Raw genomic sequence first — 26435 nt, 5'->3', positions numbered from 1 at the left:
CGACGCCGACGGCCCGCGCCGGAGCCCGGCCCGGGACGGTCCCGGTCACCAGGTGACCGGGAACGACGCGATGCCCCCGTTCATCCGGTCGTGCCGCCACGGGATCTCCTCGACCGGCACCGCGGGGGCCAGCCCCGGCAACCGGCGCAGCAGCTCACCGACCGACAGCTCGACCTGCATCCGGCCCAACGCCGTACCCAGACAGAAGTGCGGTCCGAACCCGAAGGTGAGGTGCGGCACGGTCGGCACCCGGTCGATGTCGAAGACATTGGGGTCGGGGAAGACCCGCGGGTCGCGGTTGCCGGCCCACGGGATCGCCATCACGCAGTCCCCGGCCCGCATCGCCACCCCACCGAGCGTCAGGTCCTCGCGGACCACCTGGACCCGGAACATGCTGCTCACCGAGGTGTAGCGCAGGATCTCGTCGGTCGCCGAGGACAGCTTCCCCGGGTCGGCCCGCAGCTTCGCCAACTGCTCGGGGTGCTGGAACAGGGCGCGCAGCCCGGCACTGGTGGAGTTGATCTCCAGCCCGCCGAGCAGCACCCCCATCGCCAGCTCGACCAGCTCGGCGTCGACCAGCTCGTGCGCGTCCCGGCCGAGCACCCAGGCCGAGAGCAGGTCGTCGCCGGGGCTCACCCGCTTGCGGGCCAACTGCTCCGCCAGGTAGTCCCGCAGCTCCGCCTGGGCGGTGGCGGCGTCGGCGGAACCGTACGCGGTGACCGAGTTCAGCCCCTCGATCCAGCCGTAGAACCGGGGCCGGTCGGCGACCGGAACCCCCAGCACGTCGCAGACCACGTGCACGGGCAGGGGCGCGACCAGCGCGGCGACCAGGTCGGCCGGGCGCGGACCGGCCAGCAGGTCGTCGATCAGTCCGTCGACCAGCCGTCGAACCCGGGGACGGAAGGTGTCGATCCGGCGGGCGGTGAACGCCCTGCTGGCCACCCGGCGGACGACCGCGTGCGCCGGACCGTCCATGTTCAGCTCGCGGGGGCCGCCCCCGTCGGGGGTGCCGGTCGCCCCCAACGGCAGCCGGGAGAACCGGGGATCGGCCAGCACCGTGCAGCAGTCCTGGTAGCCGAGGACCAGCCAGGCCGGGCGGCCGTCGGGCAGCCGTACCCGACTGACCGGATCGGACACCACCATGTCGAGCAGCTCGGCCGGCAGGTCGCCGGTGAACGGCTCGAACGGGTAGTTTCGCAGCTCGGAGACGACGGTCATGGCGAGCTGCCACCCGCCGGCCGGCGGTCCACATCGGGCATCGGGTAAGACTCGGCCATGGGTGCGGCCGGCGTCAATATCCCCCGGCAGGACCGGTGACCTTCCGGGCCGGGACATCCATCGCCTAGCATCTGTGCACCGGAACTGCCGGTTGGCGTGCGCGGATGGGTCGGACTTGACTGCGGCTTTGCGGATCCTGTTGACGACGTGGGGCTGGCGGTCGCATTTCTACGGCCTCGTCCCGCTCGGCTGGGCGCTCCAGGCGGCCGGTCACGAGGTACGGGTGGCCAGCCACCCCTCGCTGGTGCCGGCGATCACCGCGGCCGGGCTGGCGGCGGTACCGCTGGGCCGGGACCTCGACTTCGCCGAGGCCTTCGCGGGCCGGATCGGCGCGGTGGGCGCCCTCGACCCGGCCGTCCCCACCGCCCCGGATCCGGCCGACGCGCTCGAACCCGCGATCACCGCCGACGGCGGGGTGGTCCGGTTCGCCGACGCCCTCCTCGACGACCTGGTCGATTTCGGCCGGGCCTGGCGGCCGGACCTGATGGTCTGGGAGCCGTTCAACCTCGCCGCCCCGGTGGCCGCCGCCGCGCTCGGGGTGCCCGGCGTGCTGCACCTGTGGGGGCCGGACTCCTCGGTCACCCTCCGGCTCGACCCGGAACCGGTGCTCGGCCCGCTCGCCGGCCGGTTCGGGCTCACCGCCGCCGACGTGTCGCTCACCGGCGCGCTGACGCTCGACCCGGTGCCCCCGCCGATGCAGGTGCCGACGGCCCGTCCCGGCCGACCGGTCCGGTTCGTGCCGTACAACGGTCCGGCTGTGCTGCCGTCCTGGCTGCACGGCCCGGCCGGGAGGCCCCGGGTCTGCGTCACGGCCGGCACCATGATGGCCGGGGTCGGGCTCGACGACCGGGTGGGCCTGGCCCGGGTCATCCGGGCGGTGGCCGGGCTGGACGTGGAGGTCGTGGTGCTGGTCGAGCCGGCCCAACAGGCCCGACTCGGCCCGCTGCCGGCCAACGTCCGGCTGGTCGACGCCCCGCTGGCCCTGCGCCTGGTGCTGCCGACCTGCGCCGCGCTGGTGCAGCAGGGCGGCGCGGGCAGCACCATGACGGCACTCGGCTTCGGCGTGCCGCAGCTGATCCTGCCGCAGGTCAGCGACCAGCACTTCAACGCCGAACGGCTGGCGGTCACCGGCGCGGGGACCTGGTTGTCCCCGGAGCAGGCCGACGACGACACCCTCCGCGGGCTGGTCGGTGAGCTGATCGGCGACGGCCACTGGCGGGAGTCCGCGGCGCTGATGCGGCACCGGGTGCACGCGATGCCCGCCCCCGCCGAGGTGGTGCCGGCGCTGGTGGCCCTCGCCGCGTCCACCCGGAGCTGATCCACCGGCCTGTCGGACCACCCTAGGAGTCACTGATGACGCAGCCGTCGCCCATTCCGTACCCGCTCGCTCCGGCGCCCACCATCTACCACCCGTCGCCGGACTACAACCGGCTGCGGGAGACCTGCCCGGTGGCGCCCATCGCGCTGCCCGACGGGGCGTCGGCCTACCTCGCCACCCGGCACGCCGACGTCCGTCGGGTCTTCACCGACCACCGGTTCAGCCGGGCCGCCGCGGCCGGTCCCGACCGGCCGACCCGGGAGCTGGGTTCGCTGGCCGAGGACTCGCTGATCGGGATGGACCCGCCCCGGCACACCACGATGCGCCGCGCGGTGTCGCACGCGTTCACCGTCCGCCGGGTGGAGGCGCTGCGCCCGACGGTCGCCGCGCTCGTCGACCGGATGATCGACGACCTGGTGGCGGCGGGTCCGCCGGCCGACCTGATCCCGCACCTGTCCGCGCCGCTGCCGATCTACGTGATCAGCAAGCTGTTCGGCATCCCGGAGCACGACCAGGAGCGGGTACGCCAGTGGTCCGACGCGCTCGTCGGGGACTGGGACGCCGACCCGGCGGCCCCGCAGGCCGCCCTGGACGCGTTCGGCGAGATGATCGTCGAGCGTCGCCGCAACCCCGGCGACGACCTGATGAGCGCGCTGATCGCCGCCTGGGACGCCCACGACGACCTCACCGAACGGGAACTCGTCTCGGTCACCGCCGGCATCTTCGTCGGTGGCCACGAGACCACCACCAACCAGCTCAACCTGTTCCTGCTGGTGCTGGCCCGGCACCCCGAGCAGCTGGCCGGGCTGCGCGGCGACGACCCGGTGGCGGTGGCCCGCGCCGTCGAGGAGCTGTCGCGGTTCATCCAGCTCGGCGACAACGGGGTGCTGCTGCCCCGGGTGACCACCGAGGAGGTGGAGCTCGGCGGGGTACGCCTCCCGGCGGGCACTCCGGTGCTCCCGGCGATCGCCTCGGCGAACCGGGACGCCTCGGTGTTCGCCGGGGCGGACACCCTCGACCTGAGCCGGGCCGACAACCCGCACCTGGCGTTCGGCGCCGGCCCGCACCACTGTCTCGGCGCGGCGCTGGCCCGGATGGAGTTGCAGGAGGCGCTGGGCGCGCTGCTGCGTCGGCTGCCCGGCCTGCGTCTGGCGGTGCCCGAGGAGGAGCTGCGGTTCAAGCCCGGCCTGGTGGTACGCAGCCTGGAGACGCTGCCGGTGAGCTGGGACCGGGTCGCCGGGTGACCGTCGACCCGGCGGTCAGCGGGTGACCCGGGTGGGGGCCGTCGGGTCGAACGCCGCCTCGACGGCCACCTCCTCCACCCCGCGCAGCAGCGCCTCGGCCTGGGCCTCGGTGAAGCAGCCCAGGTCGAAGATGACCTGGAGGAAGATGGTGTCCGGGTAGTCCTCGACGGTGATGAACGCCTGCTCGGGCAGATGGTCCAGGGTGCCGTCCCAGACCAGGAACGTCTCGGCCGCCTTCCGCCGGATCTGCTCCGGGGTCACCTCCCCGGCGCGGGCGGCGTCGTCGGCCGCCTGCCGGGTCACCACCCGTCGGTCGTTGATCCGCAGGGTCACCCGGGCCGGGTACCCGCGCTCGTCGTCCAGCCGGGCGCTGGCCTCGGCGAGCTGCACCGGGTCGTAGTAGGCGTACATCCCGGCGGCGACCGAGGCCCGACGGGCCCGGGTCACCACCTCGTCCACGGTGGTGTCGGTGGCGTCCACGGTGAGCACCCCGTTCTGGCTCAGCGGGGCGATGGCCTCGGCGAACCCGGGCCGGAACCGGTTACCCACGATGAGCTTGGCGGTCAGCGGGCTGACCCCGGTGGCCCGGCCGACCGCCACCGCGATGACCGCGAGCAGCACCCGCGAGGTGTCCGTCCTGGTCCGTCGGGCGATGGCCCGCACCGCCAGGTGGGCTGCGGGCGAGCTGAACCGGCCGTGCCAGAACCGCCGGCCGTGCCGCCCCGCCGGGTTGCTGACCTCGCCGAAGGTGGACGGCGGGATGGCCCGCAGGTGCGTCTCCCAGTGCCGGACCGCCCGGTCGCTGACCCGGCGCAGCGGTGGCGTGCGCTCCCGTCGGCCGAGGTCGAGCAGTTGCACGGTACGCGGGTCGGGGGTGCGGCGGGCCGCCAGGTCGACCAGCCCGAGGTCGGCCATCAGCAGGGCGGTCGCCGTGCCGTCGACCACCAGGTGGTCCAGGGTCAGCACCCGGTGCACCGGGACGCCCCGGTGCCGGACCACCGCCATCCGTACCGACCAGTCCCGGTAGAGGTCGTAGTGGGCCAGCAGCCGGGCGTGGCCCAACTCGTAGGCGAACTTCGCCACGTCGGCCGGGTCGGCGTCGTCGGGCACGTCCAGCACGTCGAGGGCGATCTCCCCGTCGGCGGACACCACCTGGCAGGGTTCACCGCGGTCGTCGGTGCCCAGCCGCATCCGTAGCGCCGGATACCGGCTCATCAGGTCGCCGAGCTGCGCCGCGAGCTGCGCCACGGTGACCCCCGCCGGCACCGGGTGCGCGCCGCTGACGTTGTGCGTCCACCCGGTCTCCCGCATGTCCTGCATGATCGCCAGTTGACCCCAGGTCAGCGGCGCGGTACCGGCCCCCGGGCCGGCGAACGGGACGGGCACCTGCGCCTCGGCGGTCTCCGCGAACATCGGTCCATCAGAGCAACGTGGATCGGCGCGTGTCAACGTCGCACATCGCCGTCGCCGGAGCGGCAGCGGTGTGGTGCCGGCGGATCCGGCACCGGCGCAGCGGCAGCGGCAGCGGCAGCGGCAGCGGCAGCGGCAGCGGCAGCGGCAGGGTTAGGGTACGGCCATGCGGGACACCGTCCGGATCTGGACCGGGTCGGCCCGGGTGACCCCGGACGAGCTGGCCCGGTACCACGCGGTGCTCGACGCCGGCGAGCGCTCCCGGGCGGCGGCGCTCGCCGACCCGGCGACCCGGGACCGGTTCACGGTGGGGCACGGGGCGCTGCGTCTCCTGGTCGGCCGGGTCCTGGACGTGCCGCCCGAGCGGCTGCGCTGGGCCCGGGGCCGGCACGGCAAGCCGACGTTGGTCGACCCCGGCGGTGGTCCGCAGACGAGCCTGTCCTACTCCGCCGATCTCGTCGCGGTGGCGGTGGGCGGCCACCGGGCGGTCGGGGTCGACATCCAGCACCCCGCGCCGGGGCTGGATCCGGTGGGCCTGGCCAGCCGGTTCTTCGCCACCGAGGAGGCCCGGCAGGTCGCCTCGGGGGCCACCGCCGCCGTGCGGGCCGACCGGTTCACCCGGTTGTGGGCACGCAAGGAGGCGGTGGTCAAGGCGGCCGGGGACCGGCTCTGGCCCAACCTGGCGATGCCGGTGCACCGGGGCGACCTGGTGCGGTGCGGTGACCCGGCGGGCGTGCACCGGGTGACCGACGTGGCGACCCCGGCCGGGTACCGGATCGCGGTGGCCCTGACCGGGGACGCGCGGTACGTCGTCGAGTCGTGCCGGGACTCCGCCGGGTGACGCGCACCGGCACCGCGGACGAAGATCGCCCCACCCGTTGACACTCTCGGATCCCGTTTGCTCTGATGACTCCATGGTGGAGCGCAGGGTCCAGTGACAGAGTCCGACACGGCAGCACCGCCGCAGCCACGCGCGCAGGTCGTCGACCGCATGACCACGCTACTGACCCGGATGCTCAAGCCCGAGGCCCCGGTGACCGAGCGGACCCAGCTCATGGACGAGCTGGGCCTCAGCTCCTCCCTCGCGCTGGAGCTGCTGCTCGAGCTGGAGGACGAGCTGGAGATCCAGATCGACGTGGAGGACCTCGACGAGGACCGGATGACCACGGTCGGCGACCTGGCCGACTACATCACCGAGCACAGCACCCCCCGCTGACGGCCCACGACCGGGGCCTGGCCGGCGTTTCCGAAGGAGTCCCATGCCGACCATGGACCGGCCCCGCCTGAGCGTGGTGATCCCCGCCCACGACAACGGCTCGGTGCTCGACACCACGCTGGCGTCGCTGACCCGGCAGAGCCTGCCGGCGGAGGAGTTCGAGGTCGTCGTCGGCGACGACGGCTCGGCCGTCCCGCTGGCCCCGGTCGTGCAACGCTACGCCGACCGGCTGCGGATCCAGTGCGTACGCAGCGACACCAACCGGGGCCGCAGCGCCAACCGCAACGCGGCGGCGGCCCGCGCCACCGCCGACACCCTGCTGTTCCTGGACGCCGACACGGTGGCGCACCCCACCCTGCTGGCCCGGCACCGGGCCTACCACGCGGCACTCGACGGTCGGCCCGGGGTGCTGCTGGGGCAGCGCTACGACCTCGACTGGGCCGGCGCGGACGCCCTGCGCCGGGGCGAGCCGATCGTTCCGGGGATGCTGGACGCCGAGCGGGGCGACCCCCGGCTGGAGGACATCGCCCATCCACAACGGATCCGCGACTTCCCCAGCGCGCCCTGGGTGCTCGGCCTGACCCACAACGCGTCGGTGGACCGGGAGTCGTTCCTGCGGGTGGCCGGCTTCGACGAGGCGATGGTCAAGTGGGGGTTCGAGGATCTCGACTTCTTCTACCGGGTCTTCCACCTGCACGGTGGTCGGCCCGACCTGTTCCAGCTGGACGTCGAGGCGCTCTCCTACCACCTGCCGCACTTCCGCAAGATGTCCAACGGCATGGCCTCGATGGACAACATGAAGCACATGCTGCGCAAGCACCTGCGCTACGACGTCGAGGTGCTCTACGCGATCAACACGTTCGGTCGGCACCTGGGCCGGATCCGGCTCTACGGCGAGGCGATCGAGGCGTACCGGCGTAGCGGGTTGGGGCGACCGGCCGCGCTGCCGGCCGCGCTGCGCGCGGAGCTGGCCACCGGCACGGCGCTGGTGATCGGCAACGGGGTGTCCGCGCTGGAGCTGGGGGCCGGCTCGCACACCTTCGACCACGACGCGCCGCCCGGCCCGACCAACTCGCACCTGCTCGGCACCGTGCTCCAGCAGTTCCGGGCCGGCGGGCTGGACCTGATCGTCAACGTCGACCTGTGGCGGTGCTTCCTCCCCGACGACCTGCCGGCCTTCCTGACCAGGGGGCTGCTCAAGGCCGACCGGATCGAGTTGGTCGCCAGCCACGGCCCGGTGGACCAGCAGGCGATGCTGCCGGTGCCGTTCGTGGCGGATCTCGACTACCTGGTCGACATGCTGGACCGGCACTTCACCGTCACGGTCGGCGTCCACGACGACGCGACCCTGCTGACGATCCGCTGAGCCGCCCGACACGCCGCCGGCAGTGCCGACGGCCGGTCACGCCCCCGGACGGCCGAGGATCAGGCTGACGTTGTGGCCGCCGAAGCCGAAGGAGTTGGACATCACGGTGGCCACCGCGGTGGTCCGGGGTTCCTTGCGGATGTGGTCGATCCCGTCGGCCGGGTCCGGTTCGTCGAGGTTGTGGGTCGGCGGCAGCATGCCACGCCGCAGCGCCTCGACGCCGATGGCCGCCTCGATCACCCCGGAGACGCCGAGCAGGTGCCCGGTCACCCCCTTGGTGGAGCTCACCGGCGGGGTGGCCGCGCCGTAGACGTCCCGCAGGGCGGCCACCTCGGCCGCGTCGCCGGCCTTGGTGCTGGTGCCGTGGGCGTTGAGGTACCCGATGTCGCCGGTGCCCAGGCCGGCGTCGCGCAGCGCCGTCCGCATGCAGTGTGCGGCGCCGGAACCGTCGGGGCGGGGGGTGGTGGGATGGTAGGCGTCGTTGTTCGCGCCCCACCCGAGCAGGTCGGCGTGCCGCCGGACGCCGCGCGCCGCCGCGTGTGCGGTGCGCTCCAGCACGAGCACCCCGGCACCCTCGCCGAGGACGAGGCCGTTACGACGGCGGTCGAACGGGCGGCTCGCGGCGGTCGGGTCGGACCAGCCGCGGGCGAGCGCGCGGGCGTTGCCGAACGCGTCGACGAAGGTCGGGAAGAGCGGTGCCTCACTGCATCCACAGAGCACCACGTCGGCCTCGTCGGCGCGGAGGATCCGCACCGCCTCGCCGATCGACTGGGCACCGGCCGCGCAGGCGGTGCCGATCGACGAGGTGTAGCCCCGGATGCCGTACCTGATGGCGATCCGTGCGGCGCCCATGTTCGGCAGCGTCCCGGGCAACATGTACGGGCTGACCCCGAACCGGCCCCGCTCGGCCCGGGCGAGCACCTGGGCGGCCAGTGTGGACAGTCCGCCGACGCCGGAGACGATCACGGCGACCCGGTACGGGTCGACGTCCCGGCCCACCTCGATACCGGCGTCGGCCAGCGCGTCCCCGGCCGCCCGCAGGGCCATCACGATCGACCGGTCCGCCACCCGGGACTCGGGGCCGGGCAGCACGCTGGCCGGGTCGATGGCCGGGCTGAACGCCGCGACGTCGACGACCCCGTGCACGGGGTGCCCCTCGGCGGGCCGGGTCAGCCCGGACCGGCCCCCGCTGACCGCGTCGAAGACCTCGACGGCGGTGCTGCCGACCGGGCTGACCAAGCCGATCCCGGTGACCGTCACGCCGGCACGCATGCTCATCCCCCCTCGCCCCGCGGCACCGAACGCTGCACGGACCGCCTCCGGGGCGGCGCGACGGGCACGGTCAGTGTGCCGAGGCGGGCTCGACGCGGGCGGCCACCGTGCGGCAGAACTCGCCGACGGTCATCATCGCCAGCGCCTCGGCCTCGTCGTCGTCGAAGGTCACCCCGAACCGGTCCTCCACCCGTACGGCCAGTTCGGCGAGGCCGAGCGAGTCGACGTCGAGACCGGCCGGACCGAACACCGTGTCGTCGTCGGCGCCCTCGATGTCGTACTTCATCTCGGTCATCGCGGCGAAGAGGAAGGCGCGGATCTCGTCGGTCATGGTCGTGGTTTCCTTTCCGGAGGTCGGCGTCGGCGGACCCGGCCGCCGGTGGGACGCGGGAGGCGTGGCAGTGGCCGGGGACGCGGCCGGGACCGGGTGCGACGTCGGCGTGACCGTCGCCGCGCTGGTCACCGGAGCAGCCGCTCCGTTTTGATCGACCTTACTCAATCAAGCCCGTTGCGCAAGGTCCACCCGGGCGGAGCCGTCCGACCGATCGGCCGCCGGATCGACGACCCGCACCGCGAGCTGGTCGTACCCCCGCAACATGAGTTGCCGTGGCTCGCCGGGGGTCGCGGCGAGCGCCAGCGCCGGGAACCGGTCGAGCAGCCGGGGCAACGCGATCCGCCCCTCCGTGCGACCCAGCGCCGCCCCGACGCAGTAGTGCGGTCCGGCGCTGAACGCCAGGTGCCGGTTGTCCGCCCGGGACGGGTCGAACGTGTCCGGATCGGGGAACCGTCGCGGATCCCGGTTGGCCGCACCGGTCAGCACCAGCGCCGTCCGCCCACGGGGGACGTCGACCCCGGCGACCTCGGTGTCCTCGGCGGCGTAGCGCACCGCGAAGTGCACCGGCGGCTCGTACCGCAGGATCTCCTCGACGTACGCCGGAGCGAGGGACGGGTCGGCGCGCAACGCGGCCAGCGCGGCGGGCCGCGCCAGGAGCAGGGTCAGCCCACTGCCGAACAGGTTGGCGGTGGTCCGGAACCCCGCGTTGTACGTGACGATCAGATTGGCCAGCAGCTCCGCCTCCGAGAGCTGGTCGGGGCGTTCGGCGCGCAGCCGGGCCAACGCCGAGACGAGGTCGTCGCGGGGTTCCGCCCGGCGGGCGGCGAGCAGCGTGGTGAAGTACCCGGCCAGTTCCTCGGCGGCCCGGTTGGCGGCCCGGATCTCCCGGAACGAACGCGGGCCGATCTCCAGCACCGCGTCGAACGCCCGCACCCGGGACGGGAACCAGGCCCGGTCGGCGTGCGGCACCCCGAGCAGCTCACCGACGACGGCGCTGGGCAGCGGCAGGGCGAACGCCGCCATGAAGTCCACCGGGCGGCCGTCCGCGCCCGCCTCGGTAAGCCCGTCGAGCAGTTCGTCGGTGATCCGTGCGATCGCCGGTTCCAGGGCGGCGACCCGACGGGCGGTCAGCGCCTGACCGAACAGGTGACGCACCCGCGCGTGGTCCTCGGCCGGGGCGTTGAACATGCTGGCCTGCAGGGTCCGCAGCACCGCGTGGTCACGCCAGCGGACGCCGGCCCGGTCCAGGTACCGCGCGTCGAGCACCCGGAAGACCGGATCACGCAGCACCCGCTGGGCCGCGGCGTACCCGTGGACCACCACGGCGTGCGGTGCGTCCGGGGGGAGTGCGACCGCCTCCCCCAGCTCGTGCAGCCGGGCGTAGTACGGGTAGGGGTCGCGTCGTACCTCGTCGCCGAGCAGTTCGTCGAGGGATACCGGGAAACCCATGGTGCTCCTCGTCGGGGGTGCACGGGCGGAGGATGCCGTGACCTTAGACGCATCGACGGCGGCCTGTCCACGGCCGGCCTCCCGCCGGTCCGGTGCCGGACCGGGTGTGACAGTGGGGGTGCCGCCGGACAGGTAGGGGGTGCAACGACCGACCGAAAGGCGCACATGAGCAGTGCTGATGACGGCGTACGGGAGCAACGGTTCCGCTCCCTGCACGCCGCGACGTACCCGGACCTGCTGCGGTTCGTGCAGCGGCGGGTTCCGCCCAGCGAGGCGGAGGACGTCGTCTCGACGGTCTTCCTCACCGCCTGGCGACGATTCGACGACCTCCCCGCCGATGCCCGTCCGTGGCTGTTCGCGGTGGCCCGCCGCACGATGGCGAACCACACCCGGGGCTGGTTACGCCGGCAGGCCCTGGACGTCCGGTTGGTGGCGGCGGAGGGGCCGGCGTACGGGGACGACATGGTCGACGCCGCCGCCCGGATCGACCTCGACCGGGCCTGGCGCAGCCTGCGACCGGCCGACCGGGAGGTGCTGGCGCTGGTGGCGTTCGACGGGCTGACCGCCGCGCAGGCCGCCACCGTGCTGGGCTGCCGCCGGTCGACGTTCGCCATGCGGCTGGGCCGGGCCCGGGAACGCCTCCGGGCCGCGTTGGAACCGCCCGTCGCCCGCCCGCACACCCTCACCGTCTTCAAGGAGCAGCAGTCATGACGGATCTTCAACGCCTCTCCGTGTTGGACCCGGCACGCGGGGTGCAACCGACCCCGGCCGACTGGGAACGGGCCACCTCGGTCGTCGACCGGATCGTCGCCGACCGGGCAGCCGTCCGTACCGGGCCGGCCCGCCGCCCGGTGACCAGGCGTGGAGTGGTCGGCCTGGTCGCCGCCGGGGCGGTCGCGGTGGTGGGCGCGGTCACCGTGCCCGCGCTGCTACCGGGGCCGATGGACCGGGCCTTCGCCTCCTGGACCCCGGTGCCCGGCACGCTCACCGGCGAGCAGGTCCTGCCGCAGGCCCGCCGGTGCGCCGGGAGCGGGGTGGGCAGCGAGCCGGCGGCACCGGTCGGCCCCTCCGACGTGCTCCTGGCCGAGCGTCGGGGGGTGGCCACCCTGCTCATCCAGCGGCGCGGCGCGGGCGTGATCGAGTGCATGAGCGTGGACGACGGCCAGCCGACCGCGATGACGCTGGCGGACGGCCCCCTGCCGCCCCCCGCCGCCGGCACGGTCAACCTCGAGACGCGCAGTTCGGTCGGCTCCGGCCGCGACCAGTACTCCAACGCCGTGGGTCTGGTCGGCCCGTCGGTCACCGGCGTCGACCTGGTCCTCGCCGACGGCCGGACCATCCGGACCAGCACCGGGGGCGGATGGTGGGCGGCGTGGTGGCCGGGGCCGGAGGGCGGCGAGATCGGCAGCATCACGGTGGTCGTGCACCGCCCCGCCGGCTCCACCACCCACCGCATCGAGGACCTGTGACCGGTGGCCCCGCCGGGTGCGACCGGTCAGGAATCGAGAAGCCGTCGCACCCGGCGGGGCCATAGCCTTTAGCCAGGTGACCGGCAGGAGGCCGCGTCCGCACGGCGAGAGAGGGAGTCCGCGTGCCCACGAAGAAAGCGACCACCGCGACCGACGGCGACACCACCGGGGAGGCCGGCGACGGGTTCACCGCCGAGGAGCGGGCCGCCATGCGGGAACGCGCCGCCGAGTTGCGGGCCGAGGGGCGCAAGGGCGCCAAGAAGGCCGACGGCATGCAGGCGGTGCTGGACCGGATCGCCCAGATGGCCCCGGCGGACCGGACACTCGCCGAACGGGTGCACCTGACGGTCACCACGGCGGCCCCGCAGCTCTCGCCGAAGACCTGGTACGGGATGCCCGCGTACGCGAACGAGGACGGCAAGATCGTCGTGTTCTTCCAGGACGCCGGCAAGTTCAACTACCGGTACTGCACCCTGGGCTTCCAGGAGTCGGCCAACCTCGACGACGGTGACCTGTGGCCGGTGTCGTACGCCCTGCGCGCCTGGACCCCGGCGGTGGAGAAGCGGGTCCGGGAGCTGGTGACCACGGCGGTCTCCTGACGGTCACCGGTCGGGTCGGGTGTCACCACCGCGCAGGCGGGTAGGCGGGGAGGATGACGCCCACCAGCAGAGCACTGATCGCCGGCGCGGCCGGTGCGTCCGCCCTCAACGCCGTCACCTACCTCGACATGGCGGTCCGGGCCCGACCGGCCAGCAGCGCCGCCGAGGACAGCGCCGGCCGGCTGGCCGAGCTGGCCCACGTCGACCTCGGCGACCAGCGCACGGCCGCCAACCGCCGGTCCGGGCTGGGGCCGCTGCTCGGCTACGCCACCTCGGTGGCCGCCGCGGCCGGCTACGCGGCGGCGGGTGGCCGCCGGCTGCCGCTGGGCGTGTCCGTCCTGGCGCTGACCGGCCTGGCGATGATCGGCTCCAACGGTCCCCTGACCGTCCTGCGGATCACCGATCCCCGGACCTGGTCGGCCACCGACTGGATCACCGACGTGGTGCCGCACCTGGCGTACGGCGCGGTCACCGCCGTCACCCTGCGCGCGCTACGCTGATCTCACCGTAGGTAGCGACCATCGGCGTGTTTTGCTCCGGGTTGCCCGGGTAGGGGAAGAACACCCGTTCCCCGCTTCCCGAAGAGGTGCCACCCAGATGGAATCCCGCAAGCCGACCGAGGTCGTCAAGGACGTGGTGGACGCCGCAGCCGAGAAGGTCTCCCACCTGATGGCCCCCGAGGTGCCCGGCGCACCGGGCAGCGCGCCACCCACCGTCGACGAGCCCACCACCCCGCACGACCCGCTACCACCCAAGAAGGAGCAGGGCGCACCCGAGACGCGTACCCCGACCGGCGCGGTCACCGGAGCGCCGGCCGTCGCCAACGGCCAGCAGGGCGCGTTCCTGACCACCGCGCAGGGGGCCAGGCTGCGCGACACCGACCACTCGCTGAAGGCCGGCACGCGCGGGCCGACGCTGCTCCAGGACCACCACCTCCGCGAAAAGATCACCCACTTCGACCACGAACGCATCCCCGAGCGGGTGGTGCACGCCCGGGGCGCGGGCGCGCACGGCGTCTTCACCGGGTACGGCGCGCAGGAGGTGACCCGGGCCGGTTTCCTGCGCAAGGGCAAGGAGACGCCGGTGTTCGTCCGGTTCTCCACCGTGCTGGGCTCCCGGGGCTCGGCCGACACGGTGCGGGACACCCGGGGTTTCGCCACCAAGTTCTACACCGACGAGGGGACCTTCGACCTGGTCGGCAACAACATGCCGGTCTTCTTCATCCAGGACGCGATCAAGTTCCCCGACATCATCCACGCCGGCAAGCCGCACCCGGACCGGGAGATCCCGCAGGCGCAGAGCGCGCACGACACCTTCTGGGACTTCGTCTCGCTGCACACCGAGGCGCAGCACCACACCATGTGGAACATGTCCGACCGGGGCATCCCGCGCTCGTACCGCACCATGGAGGGCTTCGGGGTACACACCTTCCGGCTGGTCAACGCCGCCGGGGCGACGGTGCTGGCGAAGTTCCACTGGAAGCCGAAGCTGGGCGTGCACTCGCTGGAGTGGGAGGAGGCGCAGCTGCTCAGCGGCATGGACTCCGACTTCCACCGGCGCGACCTCTACGACGCCATCGAGGCCGGCGCGTACCCGGAGTGGGAACTCGGCCTCCAGGTCTTCCCGGACACCCCGGAGGAGACCTTCGCCGGCATCGACCTGCTCGACCCCACCAAGATCGTCCCGGAGGAGCTGGCTCCGGTGCAGCCGGTCGGGAAGCTGGTGCTCAACCGGACGCCGACGAACTTCTTCGCCGAGACCGAGCAGGTCGCCTTCCACCTCGGCCACCTGGTGCCGGGCATCGACGTCACCAACGACCCGCTGCTACAGGGCCGGCTCTTCTCGTACGTCGACACCCAGCTCACCCGGCTGGGCGGGCCGAACTTCGCGCAGATCCCGATCAACCGGCCGCACGCGCCGGTCAACGACATGCTCCGCGACGGGTTCCACCAGCACGCCGTGCACGCCGGGGTCGCGCCCTACCGGCCGAACTCGCTCGACGGGGGCAACCCGTTCCCCGCCGGGGACGCCGAGAACGCGTTCGTCGACGTCCCGGTGACCGTGGCCGAGGCCCCGAAGGTCCGCGCCAACCCGGCCTCCTTCGACGACCACTTCAGCCAGGCCCGGCTGTTCTGGCTGAGCATGTCGCCGGTGGAGCGGGAGCACATCATCCGGGCCTACACCTTCGAGCTGGGCAAGTGCTACCACCAGGCGATCCGGGAACGGCAGGTGCAGTGCCTGGCCAACATCGACCCGGTGCTCTGCGCCGAGGTGGCCACCGGTCTGGGCCTGCCGACCCCGGAGCCGACCGTGCCACTGGCCGACGTCGCCCCCAGCCCGGCGCTGTCCCAGCTCGGCCGGACCTGGCCGGCGGACGGCCGGACGGTCGGCATCGTGGTCGACGCCGCAGCCGGCTCCGACGGCGTCGAGCAGGTACGCCGGGAGGTGTTCGCCGCCGGCATGGTGCCGCTGGTGATCGCTGCGCACGGCGGCACGGTGGACGGCCTGACGGTGCAGCGCACTTTCGCCACCGGCCGCTCGGTCGAACTGGACGCGGTGCTGCTGGCCGGTGCGCCCGCCCCGGCGCCGGACGCGCGGCCGGCCAGGGACGCCAAGGCGGGCGCGGCGGACGCCACCGTCGTGGATCCCCGGGTGCTGCTGCTGGTGCAGGAGTGCTGGCGGCACGCCAAGGTGATCGGCGCCTGGGGTGACGGCGTACGGGTGCTGGAGCTGGCCGGGGTGGCCGGCGCGGCGGGCGTGGTGGCCGGCGACTCGCCGACCGGCGTGCTCGCCGACGCGCAGGCGCTGCTGGCCGCGCACCGGGTCTGGGAGCGGTTCCCCGCCTCGGTCTCCTGACGGGAGCTGTCGACGGGTGTCCGCCACGGTGCACGGTGGACACCCGTCATGGTCGGGCCGGCGGGCACCTTGCCGCCGGCCCGTACCGTCGCGGCCGGCTTGCCGCCGGCCCGTACCGTCGGTGCGGTGACCGCCGAGAAGGAGCTGTCCGGCCGGGGCTTCGCCGTCATCATGGTCGGCATCGGCGTGCTGCTCTGCTGTGGCACCCCCACCGCCGGCTTCTACCTGTCCCACAAGGACGCGAGGGAGGAGCCCGGAATCCGCGCCGCCGCCGACGCCTACCTGTCCGCAGTGGTCAGGCATGACGACAACGGCGCGTACGACATGTTGTGTGCGGCCGACCGACGCCGCGAGTCGCGGGCGGACTGGCTGGACCGTCCTGCGGCCGGGTACGGGGTGACCGGGTTCCGGATCATCGACGTGACGGTCAGGCGCCTGAGCGAGGGACCGACCCTGCGGTGGGTGACCGCCGAGGTCACCTATTCGGACCAGGCACCCCGGACGGTGGGGCTGAACGTCGAGCGGCAGGGCGGCGACTGGAAGGTGTGTAGCCCGGACGTCCGGTGACCGGCCCCGGGCGGCGGGCGGCGGCCACCCGGACCATCCTGACCAACACCGAGGTCATCGCGGTCGACCAGGACTGGGGTGGCCGGCAGGGCTACAAGATCAGCGACAGCGGTGACCTGGAGGTCTGGCGCAAGCCGATGTCCTCGGGCGGGGTGGCCACGGTGCTGCTCAACCGCAGTGGCGGCACGGCCACCGTCTCCACCACGGCCAGCGCGCTCGGCCTCGGCAGCGCCTCGTCGTACGCGGTACGGGACCTGTGGGCGCACAGCACCGCGACGTCGACCGGCACGATCAGCGCCTCGGTGCCAGCGCACGGCGCGGCGATGTTCCTGGTGACCGGCGGCGGCACTCCCCCGCCCACCACCCCGCCGCCGACGACGCCGCCCCCGACCACCCCGCCGCCAGGCACGACGACCGCGGTCCGCAACGTCTCCGCCGGCCGCTGCCTGGACGTCAACGGCGCGACGCAGACCAACGGCGCCGCCGCCATCGTCTGGGACTGTCACGGCCAGGCCAACCAGTCGTGGACCTCGACCAGCAGCCAGGAGCTGCGGGTCTACGGCACCAAGTGTCTGGACGTCAACAACGCCGGCACCGCCAACGGCACCTCGGTGATCATCTGGGACTGCAACGGCCAGTCCAACCAGAAGTGGCGCTTCAACGCCGACGGGACCGTCACCGCAGTCGGCTCGGGGCGGTGCCTGGACCTGGTGGGCAACGGCACGACCAACGGCACCCGTACCCAGATCTGGGACTGCAACGGTGCCGCCGGTCAACGGTGGAGCCGCGGCTGACCCGTAGCGTGCCGCCGACACCCGCCACCACCGGCCCGACGAGCGGGCACAGCGCATCTCGGCGACGCGCCGCCGCGGTCACGACCCGCGCGGCGCGTCGCCGCCACGGTCCGGCGGACGGGCCTGCCCGGGGTGGACCCCACCCCCGGACGGCATCGGAGGCGGGGCCGGACCCACCTGCGTCAGCCGCGTCCGGTGATCTCCACGGCCGCGCGGGCGAGCGTCCGGCCCGTCCCGTCCAGCACGGTCAGCCGGACCCGCCCGTCGGCGACGTCGACAGCGGTGGCGGCGACCAGGAACCGCTGGGCGTGGACGTCCGCCCGGACAGACGACGACCCGACCAGGACCGTCCGCGCCTCCCGAAGGGGCAGGTAGCCCAGCAGACCACCCAGGATCTCGCTGATCGCGTACTCCGGTCCGCCGCCGCTGGTGCCGACCGCCGCCGTGGAACGCCCGGCGTCGAGACTCTCCACGTAGCTACCCGACGGTCCGGCCCAGAGCCGCAGCGTACGACCATCGTCCAGGGTGACCCTCTCGGCGTCGACATAGCCGGAGGGCGGCTGCCAGCCACCTGCGGACTCCGCCGGTGGGTCCGGGGCGATGACGACGACCGCCGCGATCGTCAGGGACACCGCCGCGAGCCCGACGAGACTGCGCAGTGGCGAGCGGGGCGGGGCGGCGGCCATGCGGGGGTTCCGCCGGCCGACGGTACGGGCTCGGCGAAGGTGTCGCGCAGCGCCGGGTCCAGGGACCGGCCGGTGGTCGGGGTGAGGAACAGCTCGGCGAGCAGGAGGTCGGCGAGGTGGGCGGGGTTGATCCCGGCCTCCCGGCCCGCGAGAGCGTGCAGCAGACCGCCGCAGCGCAGCGGGGCCCGTACCGCCGCGGCGGGCAGCCGACCGACCCGGCGCGGACGGCCGACCGCCCCCGCGATCCGGGTCATCATCTCCGCCCAGCTCAGGTTCTCGTCGGCGACCGGAACGTCCCCACCACGGGCCTGTTCGAGCGCGTCGGCCGTGATGTCGGCGACGCTGTCCACCGAGGCGGTGGCGGTCCCGCCGACGGGGACGACCAGGGGTGCCCGGGACCGCGCCCACCGGTCCAGCGGACCGGCCCAGTTGGGCAGCCGGTCGCCGGCCCGGCCGAAGACGAACGGTAGCTCCAGCACGGCGACCGGCAGCCCCGGGCCGGCGGCGGCCCGCCCCTCCCCGGCCTGTTCCCGCCGGCACCTGACGTACGCGTGGTGTGCCGTGAGTCGCCACTGTGGATGCAGCCGGTCGAAGTGGGTGTAGTACGAGCCCATGACGACCCCCCGGGTGAGCCCCTCGTGACGGGCGGCGGTGAACAGGCGCACCACCGGCTCGACGAGTTCCCGGCGCAGGGCCGGGTAGGCCGGCCTGGGCAACACCCGCTGTTCGTCCGCCCGGGTGGCCAGCACCACACCGTCGTGGCCGGCGAGCAGCGGCCGGAGGTCGTCGATCGCGGCGGACTCCAGGTCGAGCAGGTGGTCGACGCCCGGCCGGGCGGTACGGGCGACCGAGGTCACCGCGTGCCCCCGCCCGCGCAGCACGTCGACCACCCGGGTACCGATCAGACCGCTGCCGCCCACCACGAGAATCCGCACGGCCCATCGTCCACTGCGGACCGGTCGGCTTGTCAAGCCGTACCGAGCCGGCACCGGTAGGCGGACCACGGGTGGCGGGGCGGCACCGGCCACGTTCTCCGGGGTCGGTTCCTATCGTCGACGTTCCGGTCTACACCCGCCCGTGGTCGACCGTCGCCGCCTCGCGGGTCGGGTCGGCAGTTCGGCGAGGAGCCGCTCGGCCCGCCGGGTGTGCAGGAAGGCCCCCCGGTCGGCGGACACCGCCCGCGCCCGCTCGGCGGCGGCCCGGACAACCTCGACCGGCTCACCCCGCGCCTGGAGGAGCCGGGCCCGCAGCAGGAGCAGCAGCCCCTCCGGATGGCGCTGGCCGCACGACTCCAGATAGAAGTCGGCCCGGTCGAGTGCGGTCGCGGCCGCCTCGACCGCGCCGGCGGCGATGAGCATCTCGGCGAGGAGACCGTGCCAGGCGGCGACGTCCGAGCGGGGCGGGTCGAGCAGGTGGGCGGCGATGAGCCGACGCGCCTGCTCCGCGTTGCCGGCCGGATCCCGGCCGGTCACCGCCAACGCCCAGCAGCGGGCCAGCCGCTGGTAGGTACCGAGGAAGACGAAGGAGAAACCGGGATCCACCGCGATGCCCCGCCCGGCGGCGCGCAGCGCCAGCGCCGGATCGCCGACGATCACCGCGATGCGGGTGGCGGCGCACGCCCACACGGTGACCATGTACGGGTCCTCCCCGGCCAGGTCCTCGAGCCCGTCGAGCAGGGTCCGCCCGTCGGCGACCTCACCGTGCAAGGTGGTCACCTCGGCGAGCATCGCGGCCATCAGCAGCTGGAGGTCGTGCCGGACGGGGTCCTCGTCCCGACGGGGAATGTCGAAGATCATCTCCCGGGACCGGTCCAGCCACCGGATCGCCTCACCGATCTCCCCGTGGTCCCACTGTTGCAGGCCCCAGGCGTGCAGTCCGCACGCGAGCACCCACGGATCGCCGGACTCCTCCCCCCGTCGCCGCAGCCGGCGGGCCAGCGGGGCGCTGCGGTCGAGATCGACCGCCTGGACCAGGGCGGCCCAGCGGGAGTAGAGGAAACTGGCCGCCTCCCGCTCCCGACCGAGGCCACGGGCCAGGTGCTCGGCCCGCTCCAACAGGTCGGTCACCGAGAAGCCGTACATCGACCGCATGCCGAGGACTGCGGTGAGCTGGGCCAGCGCGGACAGCTCCCCCTCGGCGAGGCCTGCGGCCCGGGCCACCTGCACGGCCGCGCGCAGGTGGCGCTCGGCGACGTCGAGCGCCGACTTGCCCGCCGCGTGCCGGCCCGCGTCGACCAACGCCCGGACGGTCCGGGCCGGCTCGGCGAGCAGCCCGGCGGACCACAGGTGGTGCCCGAGACGTTCGGCCACCGTCTCGGCCTCCGGACCGCCCCGATCAGGCCGTACCCGGGTCGTTCCGGGGGGCGTTCGTTCGAGCGCGTCGGCGATCCGCAGGTGCAGCTGGCCGAGCTGCGTCGGCCGGGTCGTCGCGGTCACCGCCTCGCGGACCAGATCGTGGGCGAACCGCAGCGAGAAGGGGTCGCCCGGCCGGCTCTCCAGCATGCCGAGCGCCAGTACGGGTTCCAGCCGTTCGAGGCAGCTGTCGAGGTCGAGACCGGCGGCGCGGGCGAGCAGCCCGAGTTCCACCGCCCGGCCGATCAGCGCGGCGATCCGGAGCAGGTCACGGGTGTCGGCGTCCAGCCCGGACATCCGGTCGACGACCACGTCCCGCACGGTCGCCGGCACGCCGGCCCGCCCCGGGGACCGGTCGGCGAGCAGCCGGGACAGTTCCCGGACGAAGAACGGGTTTCCGCCGGTGCGGCTGAGGATGCCGCGGGTCGCGTCGGCGGTGGGAGCCGCGCCGGTCTCCCGGCGGACGAGTTCGGCCACCTCCGCCTCGTCCAGGTTGCCGAGCTGGACCCGCTGGTGGCCGGGGAGCCGGCTGACCGTGGCGAGCATCCGGGACAGCGCGGAACCCGGGGTCGGGGCGCGGTCGCGCAGCGCGCCGATCAGGGCGGTACCGCCGGGCAGGCGGGTCGCCAGGTGACCGACCAGGTGCAGCGACGCGCTGTCGCCCCAGTGCAGGTCGTCGAGCGCGAGCACCGTGGGCCGCCGCGCCGAGGCCGCGGCGACGATCGCGACGACCTGCTCGAAGAGCCGGAACGGGAAACCGTTGTCGGGCAGCACCGGCGCGGCGAGGACGTCCGGACGCGGTTCCAGGAGGCTGCCCAGCTCCCAACCGACCGGAACGTCCCGCTGCGCGGCCGGCAGACCGTCGAGGATCCCCCGGATGGCCTGGACCCAGGGCCACATCGAGGGGGTGCCGCCGCCGTCGAGGCAGTGCCCCCACACGACGAGCGCGCCGCGCTGTTCCGCCTCGGCGGTGGCCTCCCTGAGCAGTCGGGTCTTGCCGACCCCGGGCTCGCCCTGCACGATCACCAGCCCGGTGCCCCCGGCGAAGGCGGCGGCAGTGGCCTGCCGGAGGACGGCGAGTTCGCCGACCCGGCCGACCAGGCCGCCGCCCGTCGGGGTCCGTGGCGTGGGCGGCGTCGACGCCCCGCCGCACACCCGGTGGTACGCCTGCCACAGGGCCGGGCCGGGATCGACCCCCAGTTGCTCGGCGAGGTCGGCCCGGACGGCCCGGAACACGGTCAGCGCCTGCGCCTGCTGGCCGGCGGCGGCCAGCGCGGTGACCAGCGCCGCCTGCACCGGCTCGTGCAGGGGTGCCATCGTGGCGGCCAGGCGCAGCGGGGCCAGCACCTGGTGCGGTTGCCCCGCCGCGACGGCCAGTTCGGTGGCGGTGACGGCGGCGGCGAAGAACTCCCCGTCCAGCGCGGAGAAGAGGGCGACGGCACCCGGCCGGTGCGGGTGTCCGTCGCCGGCCGGGCCGCGCCACAGGACGAGCGCCCGGCCGTACGCGTCGAGGGCTGCTCCGGCACGGTCCCGGGCCAGGTGGGCGTCGGCGGCCCCGACATGCTCGCGGAACGCCATCAGGTCGAGGGTCTCCGCCGAGGCGGACAGCCGGTAGCCGATCGGGTGCCGGTGCAGGTAGGAGCCGGCCGCACGGGGCGGCAGCCCGGGTTCCAGCAGCCGGCGCAGCGCACCCACGTACTTGTGGATGACGTTGACCGCGCTCGCGGGGGCGTCGTCGCCCCAGACCAGGTCGATCAGCTCGGTGGTGCTGACCGGTCCCCCGGCCCGGGCCAGCAGCAGGACGAGCAGGTAGGCCCGCTGGCGGGGCCCGGGGTCCAGCTCGACGCCGCCCCGCCGGACGCGGAGCGGGCCGAGGATCTGGAGTCGCAGTGCGTCTTCCGGCCGTGTCCGGTGCCCGCTCTCCCCCGACCACAGCCCAGCCACGCCTCGGTAACCCCCGGCCGTCGGTGATATCGACGCCCTTCAGCTTACGCCGAAGCCCCGCAATACCGACCGGAGATGAGGGCGGGGCCGGGGCTCACCAGCGCCAGCCCTCCCGCCCGGTGTCCGGCACGGACTCCACGCTCAGGTGCGCGTGCAGGCCGTGGTCGGTCAGGTAGGTCTGGACGAGCTGACCCTGCACGACCGTGTTGTTGTAGATGGTCATCGAGGTGCTGTCCTGGTGGACGCACCAGAGCTGGCCCTGGCTGTGCGGGTCGTAATCGTCCAGCACGACGTGCGCGCCGGGCACGGGCAGCCCCCCGTCCGGGGTGGACGTCAGGTACTCGTCGCCGTGGAGCAGATAGAAGCACCGGTCGGACCCGCGCTGCCCGGCCGGCACCGGCTGCCACTCCCGGCTGCCGGTGGTGGCCGGCAGAAGTTGCACCGGTCGGCCCTCGACCCCGTCCGGGCCGGCCACCCCCAGCTCGGCCGCCGTGCCGGCGGGCGCGACCACGGGCAGGATGTCCCGGTGCAGTTCGAGGTCGGTCGACGACGAGAAGAACCAGCGCTGGTACGGCGAGTCCGTCGCGTCCCGGGCGGCCAGCAGGAAGTCGCCCGCCACGCTGGTGAGCGCCTGGCCGGTCAGGTAGTTGAGCAGGGTGTACGTGCCGTCGCCGTTGCTCACCGGCCGCCACAGCTGGGTCAACGACGGTGACCAGCCCAGTCCCGCGCGGGCGTCCGGGGCCGCGTCGGCCAGGCCCAGGTAGCGGTCGTCGGTCGAGTTGCCCTCCCGGACCCGTTGCAGGCGCAGGTAACCGGGGAACTCGTTGTCCCATTCCAGCCGCCACTGCTGTGCCCGCGACAGGTCGTACGCGGTGTCCACGACCAGCGGTCCGCCGTTGGGTTCGGCGTCGGCGACGGAGGTGGTGGCGGCGTTACGTAGCAGTGCCCGGCCGGGCATCGTGGGGGTGGCCAGCGGCGGCACCTCCGCCGCGGCGCGCAGGTCGAACCCGTAGGTCACCGGGTGGTGGTCGGAGTTGGTGATGGTCCGTTCCGTGTGCGCCTGGAAGAGCGTCGGTGCGCCGTTGCCGAAGTCGGTCACCGCGTAGTCCAGGGTGCTCGTCGGGCCCGTCGTCGGATGGGTGTTGGCGTCCGGAGCCATCACGGCGAACTGGTTGGCCGGTAGCGCATTGCGCAGGTTCTGCGGTTCCCGGTTGAAGTCGCCGAGCACCACCCACTCGTACGGACGACCGGTGGTCGGATCGGGGTTGTTCTGGAGGTACGTGCGGATGTTCGCCAGCGTGGTCGGCATGTCGTTGCCGTTGCCCGACCAGCCGTGCACGGTGAAGAAGAACGTCGCACCGATCCGTACGCCGAGTGCCGGCCGGGCACCCGCCGCACCGGCGACCACGACGACCTGGTCGGCCCGCTGCGCGGTGGCGATGGCCAGGTTGACCCGGTTCGGGCCCTGCGTCGAGGTGTCCGTGTTCAACCAGTACAGGTGACGGGTGGGTTCACCGAGCAGGGTGCCCAGGTAGTACTCGTAGACCGGGGGGAAGACGCCGTTGTTGGCGAACACGTTCTGGGTGTAACGCCCCCGTTCGTGCGCGCTGCCGGCCGGTGGTGACCCGGCCTCCTGGAGCGCCACCGCCAGCACCCCCGCGCTGAGGAACCCCAGCACGGTCGCGTACTTGTTCTCGTAGGTGCCGCCCGCGCTGGAGCCCGCGCCCTGCATGTTCCAGGTCATCACCGTCTGCCGGTTCCCGGCACGCGGGTCGAGCTGGCCGACGTCGCGCAGGAACAGTGACGGCCACCGCTCGCCGGTCCGCACCGCGACACCCTGGCCGGCGTAGTTCACGGTCTCCCGGCCGGACCAGTCCTTGATCGGCGCACCGCCCTGGCTCAGCGGGGTGAACGCGCGCGGGTTCGCCGCGTCGGAGCCGAACTGGTAGATCGCCTCCGACTCGCCGCTGTCGCTGGAGTACGGCTCGTAGGGCAGGTAGGGGCCACCGGCGACGGACTGTTTGATCATCGTGTTGCGGTGGAAGACGTTCTGCGGGCCGGACGCCCCGGACCACTTGATCGCCTTCGCCGCCGCCGCCCACCAGATCGGGAACCAGGTGCCGTCCTCCAGCTCGCCGCCCTCGCCGCCGCAGTTGGCGGTGCAACTGCCCGACCGGTGCTCGTACGGGACGCGGACGGTGTTGCCCTCGAACAGGTTGTAGCGTTCCCAGCCGCCGTGCAGGTTGAGGTCGGAATCCAGGTCGTTGCCGAACGCCACGTTGCCGCTGGCCGACCACTGGAAGGTGAAGTGCCGCAGGTTCCGGCTGGTGTTGTAGGCCCACAGCGAGTCCCACACCCGGCTGCCGCGCAGGTAGCCGTTGCCGCCCTTGCCCTTGTTCCACGCCCCGTCGAACGTGTTGTGCTCGATCTGGAGGTTGCGGGCGACCTCGGTGACGATCGGGTGCGAGCCGGTCATCGACCCGGCCAGCCCGCGCGCCCAGCTGTTCGCGGCCCACTTGAACGCGATGCCGTGCATGGCGTACTCGGGGGCCAGGTTGCCGTAGTTGTGCACCGCGTCGGTCGGGGTGGGGTGGTAGACGCCGCCGAGCAGCTTCGGCAGCCCCTCCATCTCCTGGGAGAAGGCGAAGTTCTCGAAGCCGACGCCCTCCACCGCGCGTAGCGGCGTGATCTTGCTGGTGTAGACGGTGCCGGCGATCGGCGCGGAGCCGTCCGAGGTGGAGTCGACCGGCACGTCGTACTCCAGCGGGCGGTCCAGCGTGACGGTCTTCGCCGACGTGTTCACGGCGGTCGCCCGGAACATCTGCTGCCGCATGTGCAGGTTCTCGCGGGTGCCGGGGTCGTCCGGGGAGAGCCCCTGCTGCTCGTAGAAGCGCAGGCTGTTGGCGGCCCCGACCCAGACGTAGCCGCCGACCCGGAAGCCGTCCATCTTCGCCTTGCTGTCGAGGCGGATCACGTTCTGCCCGGCGCGGGCCGAGAAGCCCGGGTCGGCCGAGGCGGACCCCAGCTTCTGGCCGGACGCCCAGTGCTGGTTGATGGAGCCCTCGAACAGGTCCTTACGGTTGGCGGGGGCGGCGGACCACTCGTCGGCGTAGCGGTCGGCGACCTCGCGGGTCTGCACCTTGAACAGCGCCCGGCCGGGCCAGATCCAGCCACCGGTGCCGGTGTCCGGTGCCGAGCCGAACGTCATGGTGTCCTGGTTCCACCGGCTGCCGTCGGCGGTGAGCGTGTCGTACCGGGTGTTGACGTCCGGCCGGAACACGATCCGCGTCCCGCCGCTGCCCGCCCCCTGGCCCCGGAGCACCAGGAAGTTCGCGTCGACGTAGATCTGCCGGGAGATGTCGATCCGCCCGGCCGGCAGCACGATCAGCGAGAGCCGGCGCGCGTTGCCCGACGGCGAGCAGGTGGCCTTGATCCGGTCGATGGCCGACTGGAGGCCCCCGCTGTCGTCCACCGTGTCGTCGGCGCGGACCCCGAACTCGCCGGCCAGCCGCGCCGCGTCGATCGTGCAGGCGCCGCCGGCCAGGTCCGCGTCGGTCGGCAACGACTGGCCGCCGAGATAGCCGACCCGGGACCAGTCGGGCAGCCCGGCGACCCCGCCGATCCGGTTGCCGGCGGCCAGGTCGGCGTCCCCCGCGACGCCCGCCACCAGCGACGCCGCCGAGTCCATCGGCCGCGGCACCCCCGCCGGCCGGGTCGCCGCCCGCGCCGACGAGGGCGGCGGCCCGGCGACCGTCACGACGAGCAACAGCCCCAGCAGTACGCGGGCGGCGCGGACCATGGTTGTCTCCCCTGTTCCGGGTGGTTCAGTACCGGTAGTAGTGCGCGTCCTTGCGGCCACCGGAGGCGGTCGTGCCCTCGGCGGCGAAACCGATCCCGGTGACGCCGTTGTAGAACGTCTCGTACTTCCGGTTCGGGCCGATCACCTCGAAGGTTCCGCTGCTGGTGTTGAAGTGGCCGATGACCCAGAACAGGGAGCTTTCGCCGCCGGTCGGCACCGGCCCCCACCAGCAGTCGGCCCCCGGGTCGAGGACCGGACCCAGCTGGACGGTGTGGTTGTTGAGATCCACGTACTCAAGGTGCACCCGGTAGTTGCCCCAGGGGCAGAGCTGCACCCACCCGTCTCGGATGGTGGAGGCGGCGGCGGGTGTCGTCGGCGCCACGACCAGCGCGACCGCGCTGACCGCCGCGATGCCCGCCGCCGACATCCGCCTTGGCTCGAAGTGCTTCGATGTCATTCCGGAGAGGGTAGGTCGCCCCACTG

22 protein-coding genes are annotated in these 26435 nt (G+C 73.7%); 12 read left to right on the top strand and 10 right to left on the bottom strand.

The window, feature by feature from the left end:
- Positions 1–45: 45 nt before the first annotated feature.
- The gene (locus tag O7612_RS10170) at positions 46–1218 is read right to left on the bottom strand and encodes a cytochrome P450 (RefSeq protein ID WP_282272520.1); all 1173 of its coding nucleotides are present in this window, start codon (positions 1216–1218) and stop codon (positions 46–48) included.
- 187 nt (positions 1219–1405) lie between these two features.
- Here O7612_RS10170 and O7612_RS10165 point away from each other — a divergent pair, with 187 nt between their 5' ends.
- Positions 1406–2596 (top strand): nucleotide disphospho-sugar-binding domain-containing protein, encoded by a 1191-nt coding sequence (locus O7612_RS10165; RefSeq protein WP_282272518.1) that lies wholly within the window; start codon positions 1406–1408, stop codon positions 2594–2596.
- Positions 2597–2631: 35 nt separating this feature from the next.
- On the top strand, positions 2632–3840 hold the full coding sequence (locus O7612_RS10160; protein WP_282272516.1) for a cytochrome P450: 1209 nt from the start codon (positions 2632–2634) through the stop codon (positions 3838–3840).
- Between the two features lie 15 nt (positions 3841–3855).
- Here the strand turns inward: O7612_RS10160 and O7612_RS10155 are convergent, their stop codons facing one another.
- On the bottom strand, positions 3856–5253 hold the full coding sequence (locus O7612_RS10155; RefSeq protein WP_282272514.1) for a condensation domain-containing protein: 1398 nt from the start codon (positions 5251–5253) through the stop codon (positions 3856–3858).
- A 163-nt stretch (positions 5254–5416) separates the two neighbouring features.
- Between O7612_RS10155 and O7612_RS10150 the strand changes: the two genes are divergently transcribed.
- From O7612_RS10150 to O7612_RS10140, 3 genes are all read left to right on the top strand, one after another.
- Positions 5417–6091 (top strand): 4'-phosphopantetheinyl transferase superfamily protein, encoded by a 675-nt coding sequence (locus tag O7612_RS10150; protein WP_282272512.1) that lies wholly within the window; start codon positions 5417–5419, stop codon positions 6089–6091.
- A gap of 150 nt (positions 6092–6241) precedes the next feature.
- Positions 6242–6466, top strand: a complete 225-nt coding sequence (locus O7612_RS10145; RefSeq protein WP_067305020.1) for a phosphopantetheine-binding protein — start codon at positions 6242–6244, stop codon at positions 6464–6466.
- A 43-nt stretch (positions 6467–6509) separates the two neighbouring features.
- Complete coding sequence (locus O7612_RS10140) at positions 6510–7832, top strand: glycosyltransferase (RefSeq protein WP_282272510.1); 1323 nt, start codon at positions 6510–6512, stop codon at positions 7830–7832.
- 36 nt (positions 7833–7868) lie between these two features.
- On the opposite strand, the gene O7612_RS10135 is transcribed toward O7612_RS10140, so the two are convergent.
- The 3 genes from O7612_RS10135 to O7612_RS10125 form a co-directional block, all read right to left on the bottom strand.
- Positions 7869–9110, bottom strand: a complete 1242-nt coding sequence (locus tag O7612_RS10135; RefSeq protein WP_282272508.1) for a beta-ketoacyl-[acyl-carrier-protein] synthase family protein — start codon at positions 9108–9110, stop codon at positions 7869–7871.
- A gap of 64 nt (positions 9111–9174) precedes the next feature.
- Positions 9175–9435 carry an acyl carrier protein gene (locus O7612_RS10130; RefSeq protein WP_282272507.1) on the bottom strand — a complete coding sequence of 87 codons (261 nt, stop codon included), beginning with the start codon at positions 9433–9435 and terminating at the stop codon, positions 9175–9177.
- 168 nt (positions 9436–9603) lie between these two features.
- A complete protein-coding gene (locus O7612_RS10125) occupies positions 9604–10887 on the bottom strand; it encodes a cytochrome P450 (RefSeq protein WP_282272506.1) in 1284 nt (427 codons plus the stop codon).
- Between the two features lie 165 nt (positions 10888–11052).
- Here O7612_RS10125 and O7612_RS10120 point away from each other — a divergent pair, with 165 nt between their 5' ends.
- From O7612_RS10120 to O7612_RS10090, 7 genes are all read left to right on the top strand, one after another.
- The gene (locus O7612_RS10120) at positions 11053–11598 is read left to right on the top strand and encodes a sigma-70 family RNA polymerase sigma factor (protein WP_282272505.1); all 546 of its coding nucleotides are present in this window, start codon (positions 11053–11055) and stop codon (positions 11596–11598) included.
- Complete coding sequence (locus O7612_RS10115) at positions 11595–12356, top strand: hypothetical protein (RefSeq protein WP_282272504.1); 762 nt, start codon at positions 11595–11597, stop codon at positions 12354–12356. Before O7612_RS10120 ends, O7612_RS10115 begins: the two co-directional genes overlap by 4 nt.
- A 209-nt stretch (positions 12357–12565) precedes the next feature.
- Complete coding sequence (locus O7612_RS10110; protein ID WP_282273867.1) at positions 12566–12955, top strand: hypothetical protein; 390 nt, start codon at positions 12566–12568, stop codon at positions 12953–12955.
- A gap of 53 nt (positions 12956–13008) precedes the next feature.
- Entirely contained in the window at positions 13009–13455 is a 447-nt protein-coding gene (locus O7612_RS10105; protein ID WP_282272503.1) for a hypothetical protein, read from the top strand.
- 97 nt (positions 13456–13552) lie between these two features.
- Positions 13553–15811: a catalase gene (locus O7612_RS10100; RefSeq protein ID WP_282272502.1), complete on the top strand. Its 2259-nt coding sequence runs from the start codon at positions 13553–13555 to the stop codon at positions 15809–15811.
- A gap of 126 nt (positions 15812–15937) precedes the next feature.
- Positions 15938–16378: a hypothetical protein gene (locus O7612_RS10095; RefSeq protein WP_282272501.1), complete on the top strand. Its 441-nt coding sequence runs from the start codon at positions 15938–15940 to the stop codon at positions 16376–16378.
- Positions 16375–17172, top strand: coding sequence for a lectin (locus O7612_RS10090; protein ID WP_282272500.1), 798 nt, complete (start codon positions 16375–16377; stop codon positions 17170–17172). Before O7612_RS10095 ends, O7612_RS10090 begins: the two co-directional genes overlap by 4 nt.
- A gap of 182 nt (positions 17173–17354) precedes the next feature.
- Here O7612_RS10090 and O7612_RS10085 read toward each other — a convergent pair whose 3' ends face one another.
- From O7612_RS10085 to O7612_RS10065, 5 genes are all read right to left on the bottom strand, one after another.
- Entirely contained in the window at positions 17355–17804 is a 450-nt protein-coding gene (locus O7612_RS10085; RefSeq protein WP_282272499.1) for a hypothetical protein, read from the bottom strand.
- Positions 17795–18793, bottom strand: a complete 999-nt coding sequence (locus O7612_RS10080) for an NAD(P)H-binding protein (RefSeq protein ID WP_282272498.1) — start codon at positions 18791–18793, stop codon at positions 17795–17797. The genes O7612_RS10085 and O7612_RS10080 overlap by 10 nt, the downstream gene beginning before the upstream one ends.
- A 111-nt stretch (positions 18794–18904) precedes the next feature.
- Positions 18905–22153, bottom strand: a complete 3249-nt coding sequence (locus O7612_RS10075; protein ID WP_282272497.1) for a BTAD domain-containing putative transcriptional regulator — start codon at positions 22151–22153, stop codon at positions 18905–18907.
- A gap of 94 nt (positions 22154–22247) precedes the next feature.
- Positions 22248–25952, bottom strand: a complete 3705-nt coding sequence (locus tag O7612_RS10070) for an endonuclease/exonuclease/phosphatase family protein (RefSeq protein ID WP_282272496.1) — start codon at positions 25950–25952, stop codon at positions 22248–22250.
- 25 nt (positions 25953–25977) lie between these two features.
- Positions 25978–26409 carry a hypothetical protein gene (locus O7612_RS10065; RefSeq protein ID WP_282272495.1) on the bottom strand — a complete coding sequence of 144 codons (432 nt, stop codon included), beginning with the start codon at positions 26407–26409 and terminating at the stop codon, positions 25978–25980.
- Positions 26410–26435: the final 26 nt, after the last annotated feature.

The organism is Micromonospora sp. WMMD987 (genome assembly GCF_029581435.1).
Lineage (GTDB): Bacteria > Actinomycetota > Actinomycetes > Mycobacteriales > Micromonosporaceae > Micromonospora > Micromonospora rifamycinica.
The sequence above is the reverse complement of the archived record's forward strand: the minus strand, read 5'-3'. Positions and strand labels throughout refer to the sequence as shown.

What these genes read in the sequence shown, in the direction of transcription:
- O7612_RS10170 (WP_282272520.1), bottom strand. Translation starts at nt 1,218, where the DNA reads ATGACCGTCGTCTCCGAGCTGCGAAACTACCCGTTCGAGCCGTTCACC.
- O7612_RS10160 (WP_282272516.1), top strand. Translation starts at nt 2,632, where the DNA reads ATGACGCAGCCGTCGCCCATTCCGTACCCGCTCGCTCCGGCGCCCACC.
- O7612_RS10155 (WP_282272514.1), bottom strand. Translation starts at nt 5,253, where the DNA reads ATGTTCGCGGAGACCGCCGAGGCGCAGGTGCCCGTCCCGTTCGCCGGC.
- O7612_RS10150 (WP_282272512.1), top strand. Translation starts at nt 5,417, where the DNA reads ATGCGGGACACCGTCCGGATCTGGACCGGGTCGGCCCGGGTGACCCCG.
- O7612_RS10145 (WP_067305020.1), top strand. Translation starts at nt 6,242, where the DNA reads ATGACCACGCTACTGACCCGGATGCTCAAGCCCGAGGCCCCGGTGACC.
- O7612_RS10140 (WP_282272510.1), top strand. Translation starts at nt 6,510, where the DNA reads ATGCCGACCATGGACCGGCCCCGCCTGAGCGTGGTGATCCCCGCCCAC.
- O7612_RS10135 (WP_282272508.1), bottom strand. Translation starts at nt 9,110, where the DNA reads ATGAGCATGCGTGCCGGCGTGACGGTCACCGGGATCGGCTTGGTCAGC.
- O7612_RS10130 (WP_282272507.1), bottom strand. Translation starts at nt 9,435, where the DNA reads ATGACCGACGAGATCCGCGCCTTCCTCTTCGCCGCGATGACCGAGATG.
- O7612_RS10125 (WP_282272506.1), bottom strand. Translation starts at nt 10,887, where the DNA reads ATGGGTTTCCCGGTATCCCTCGACGAACTGCTCGGCGACGAGGTACGA.
- O7612_RS10120 (WP_282272505.1), top strand. Translation starts at nt 11,053, where the DNA reads ATGAGCAGTGCTGATGACGGCGTACGGGAGCAACGGTTCCGCTCCCTG.
- O7612_RS10115 (WP_282272504.1), top strand. Translation starts at nt 11,595, where the DNA reads ATGACGGATCTTCAACGCCTCTCCGTGTTGGACCCGGCACGCGGGGTG.
- O7612_RS10110 (WP_282273867.1), top strand. Translation starts at nt 12,566, where the DNA reads ATGCGGGAACGCGCCGCCGAGTTGCGGGCCGAGGGGCGCAAGGGCGCC.
- O7612_RS10105 (WP_282272503.1), top strand. Translation starts at nt 13,009, where the DNA reads ATGACGCCCACCAGCAGAGCACTGATCGCCGGCGCGGCCGGTGCGTCC.
- O7612_RS10100 (WP_282272502.1), top strand. Translation starts at nt 13,553, where the DNA reads ATGGAATCCCGCAAGCCGACCGAGGTCGTCAAGGACGTGGTGGACGCC.
- O7612_RS10070 (WP_282272496.1), bottom strand. Translation starts at nt 25,952, where the DNA reads ATGGTCCGCGCCGCCCGCGTACTGCTGGGGCTGTTGCTCGTCGTGACG.
- O7612_RS10065 (WP_282272495.1), bottom strand. Translation starts at nt 26,409, where the DNA reads ATGACATCGAAGCACTTCGAGCCAAGGCGGATGTCGGCGGCGGGCATC.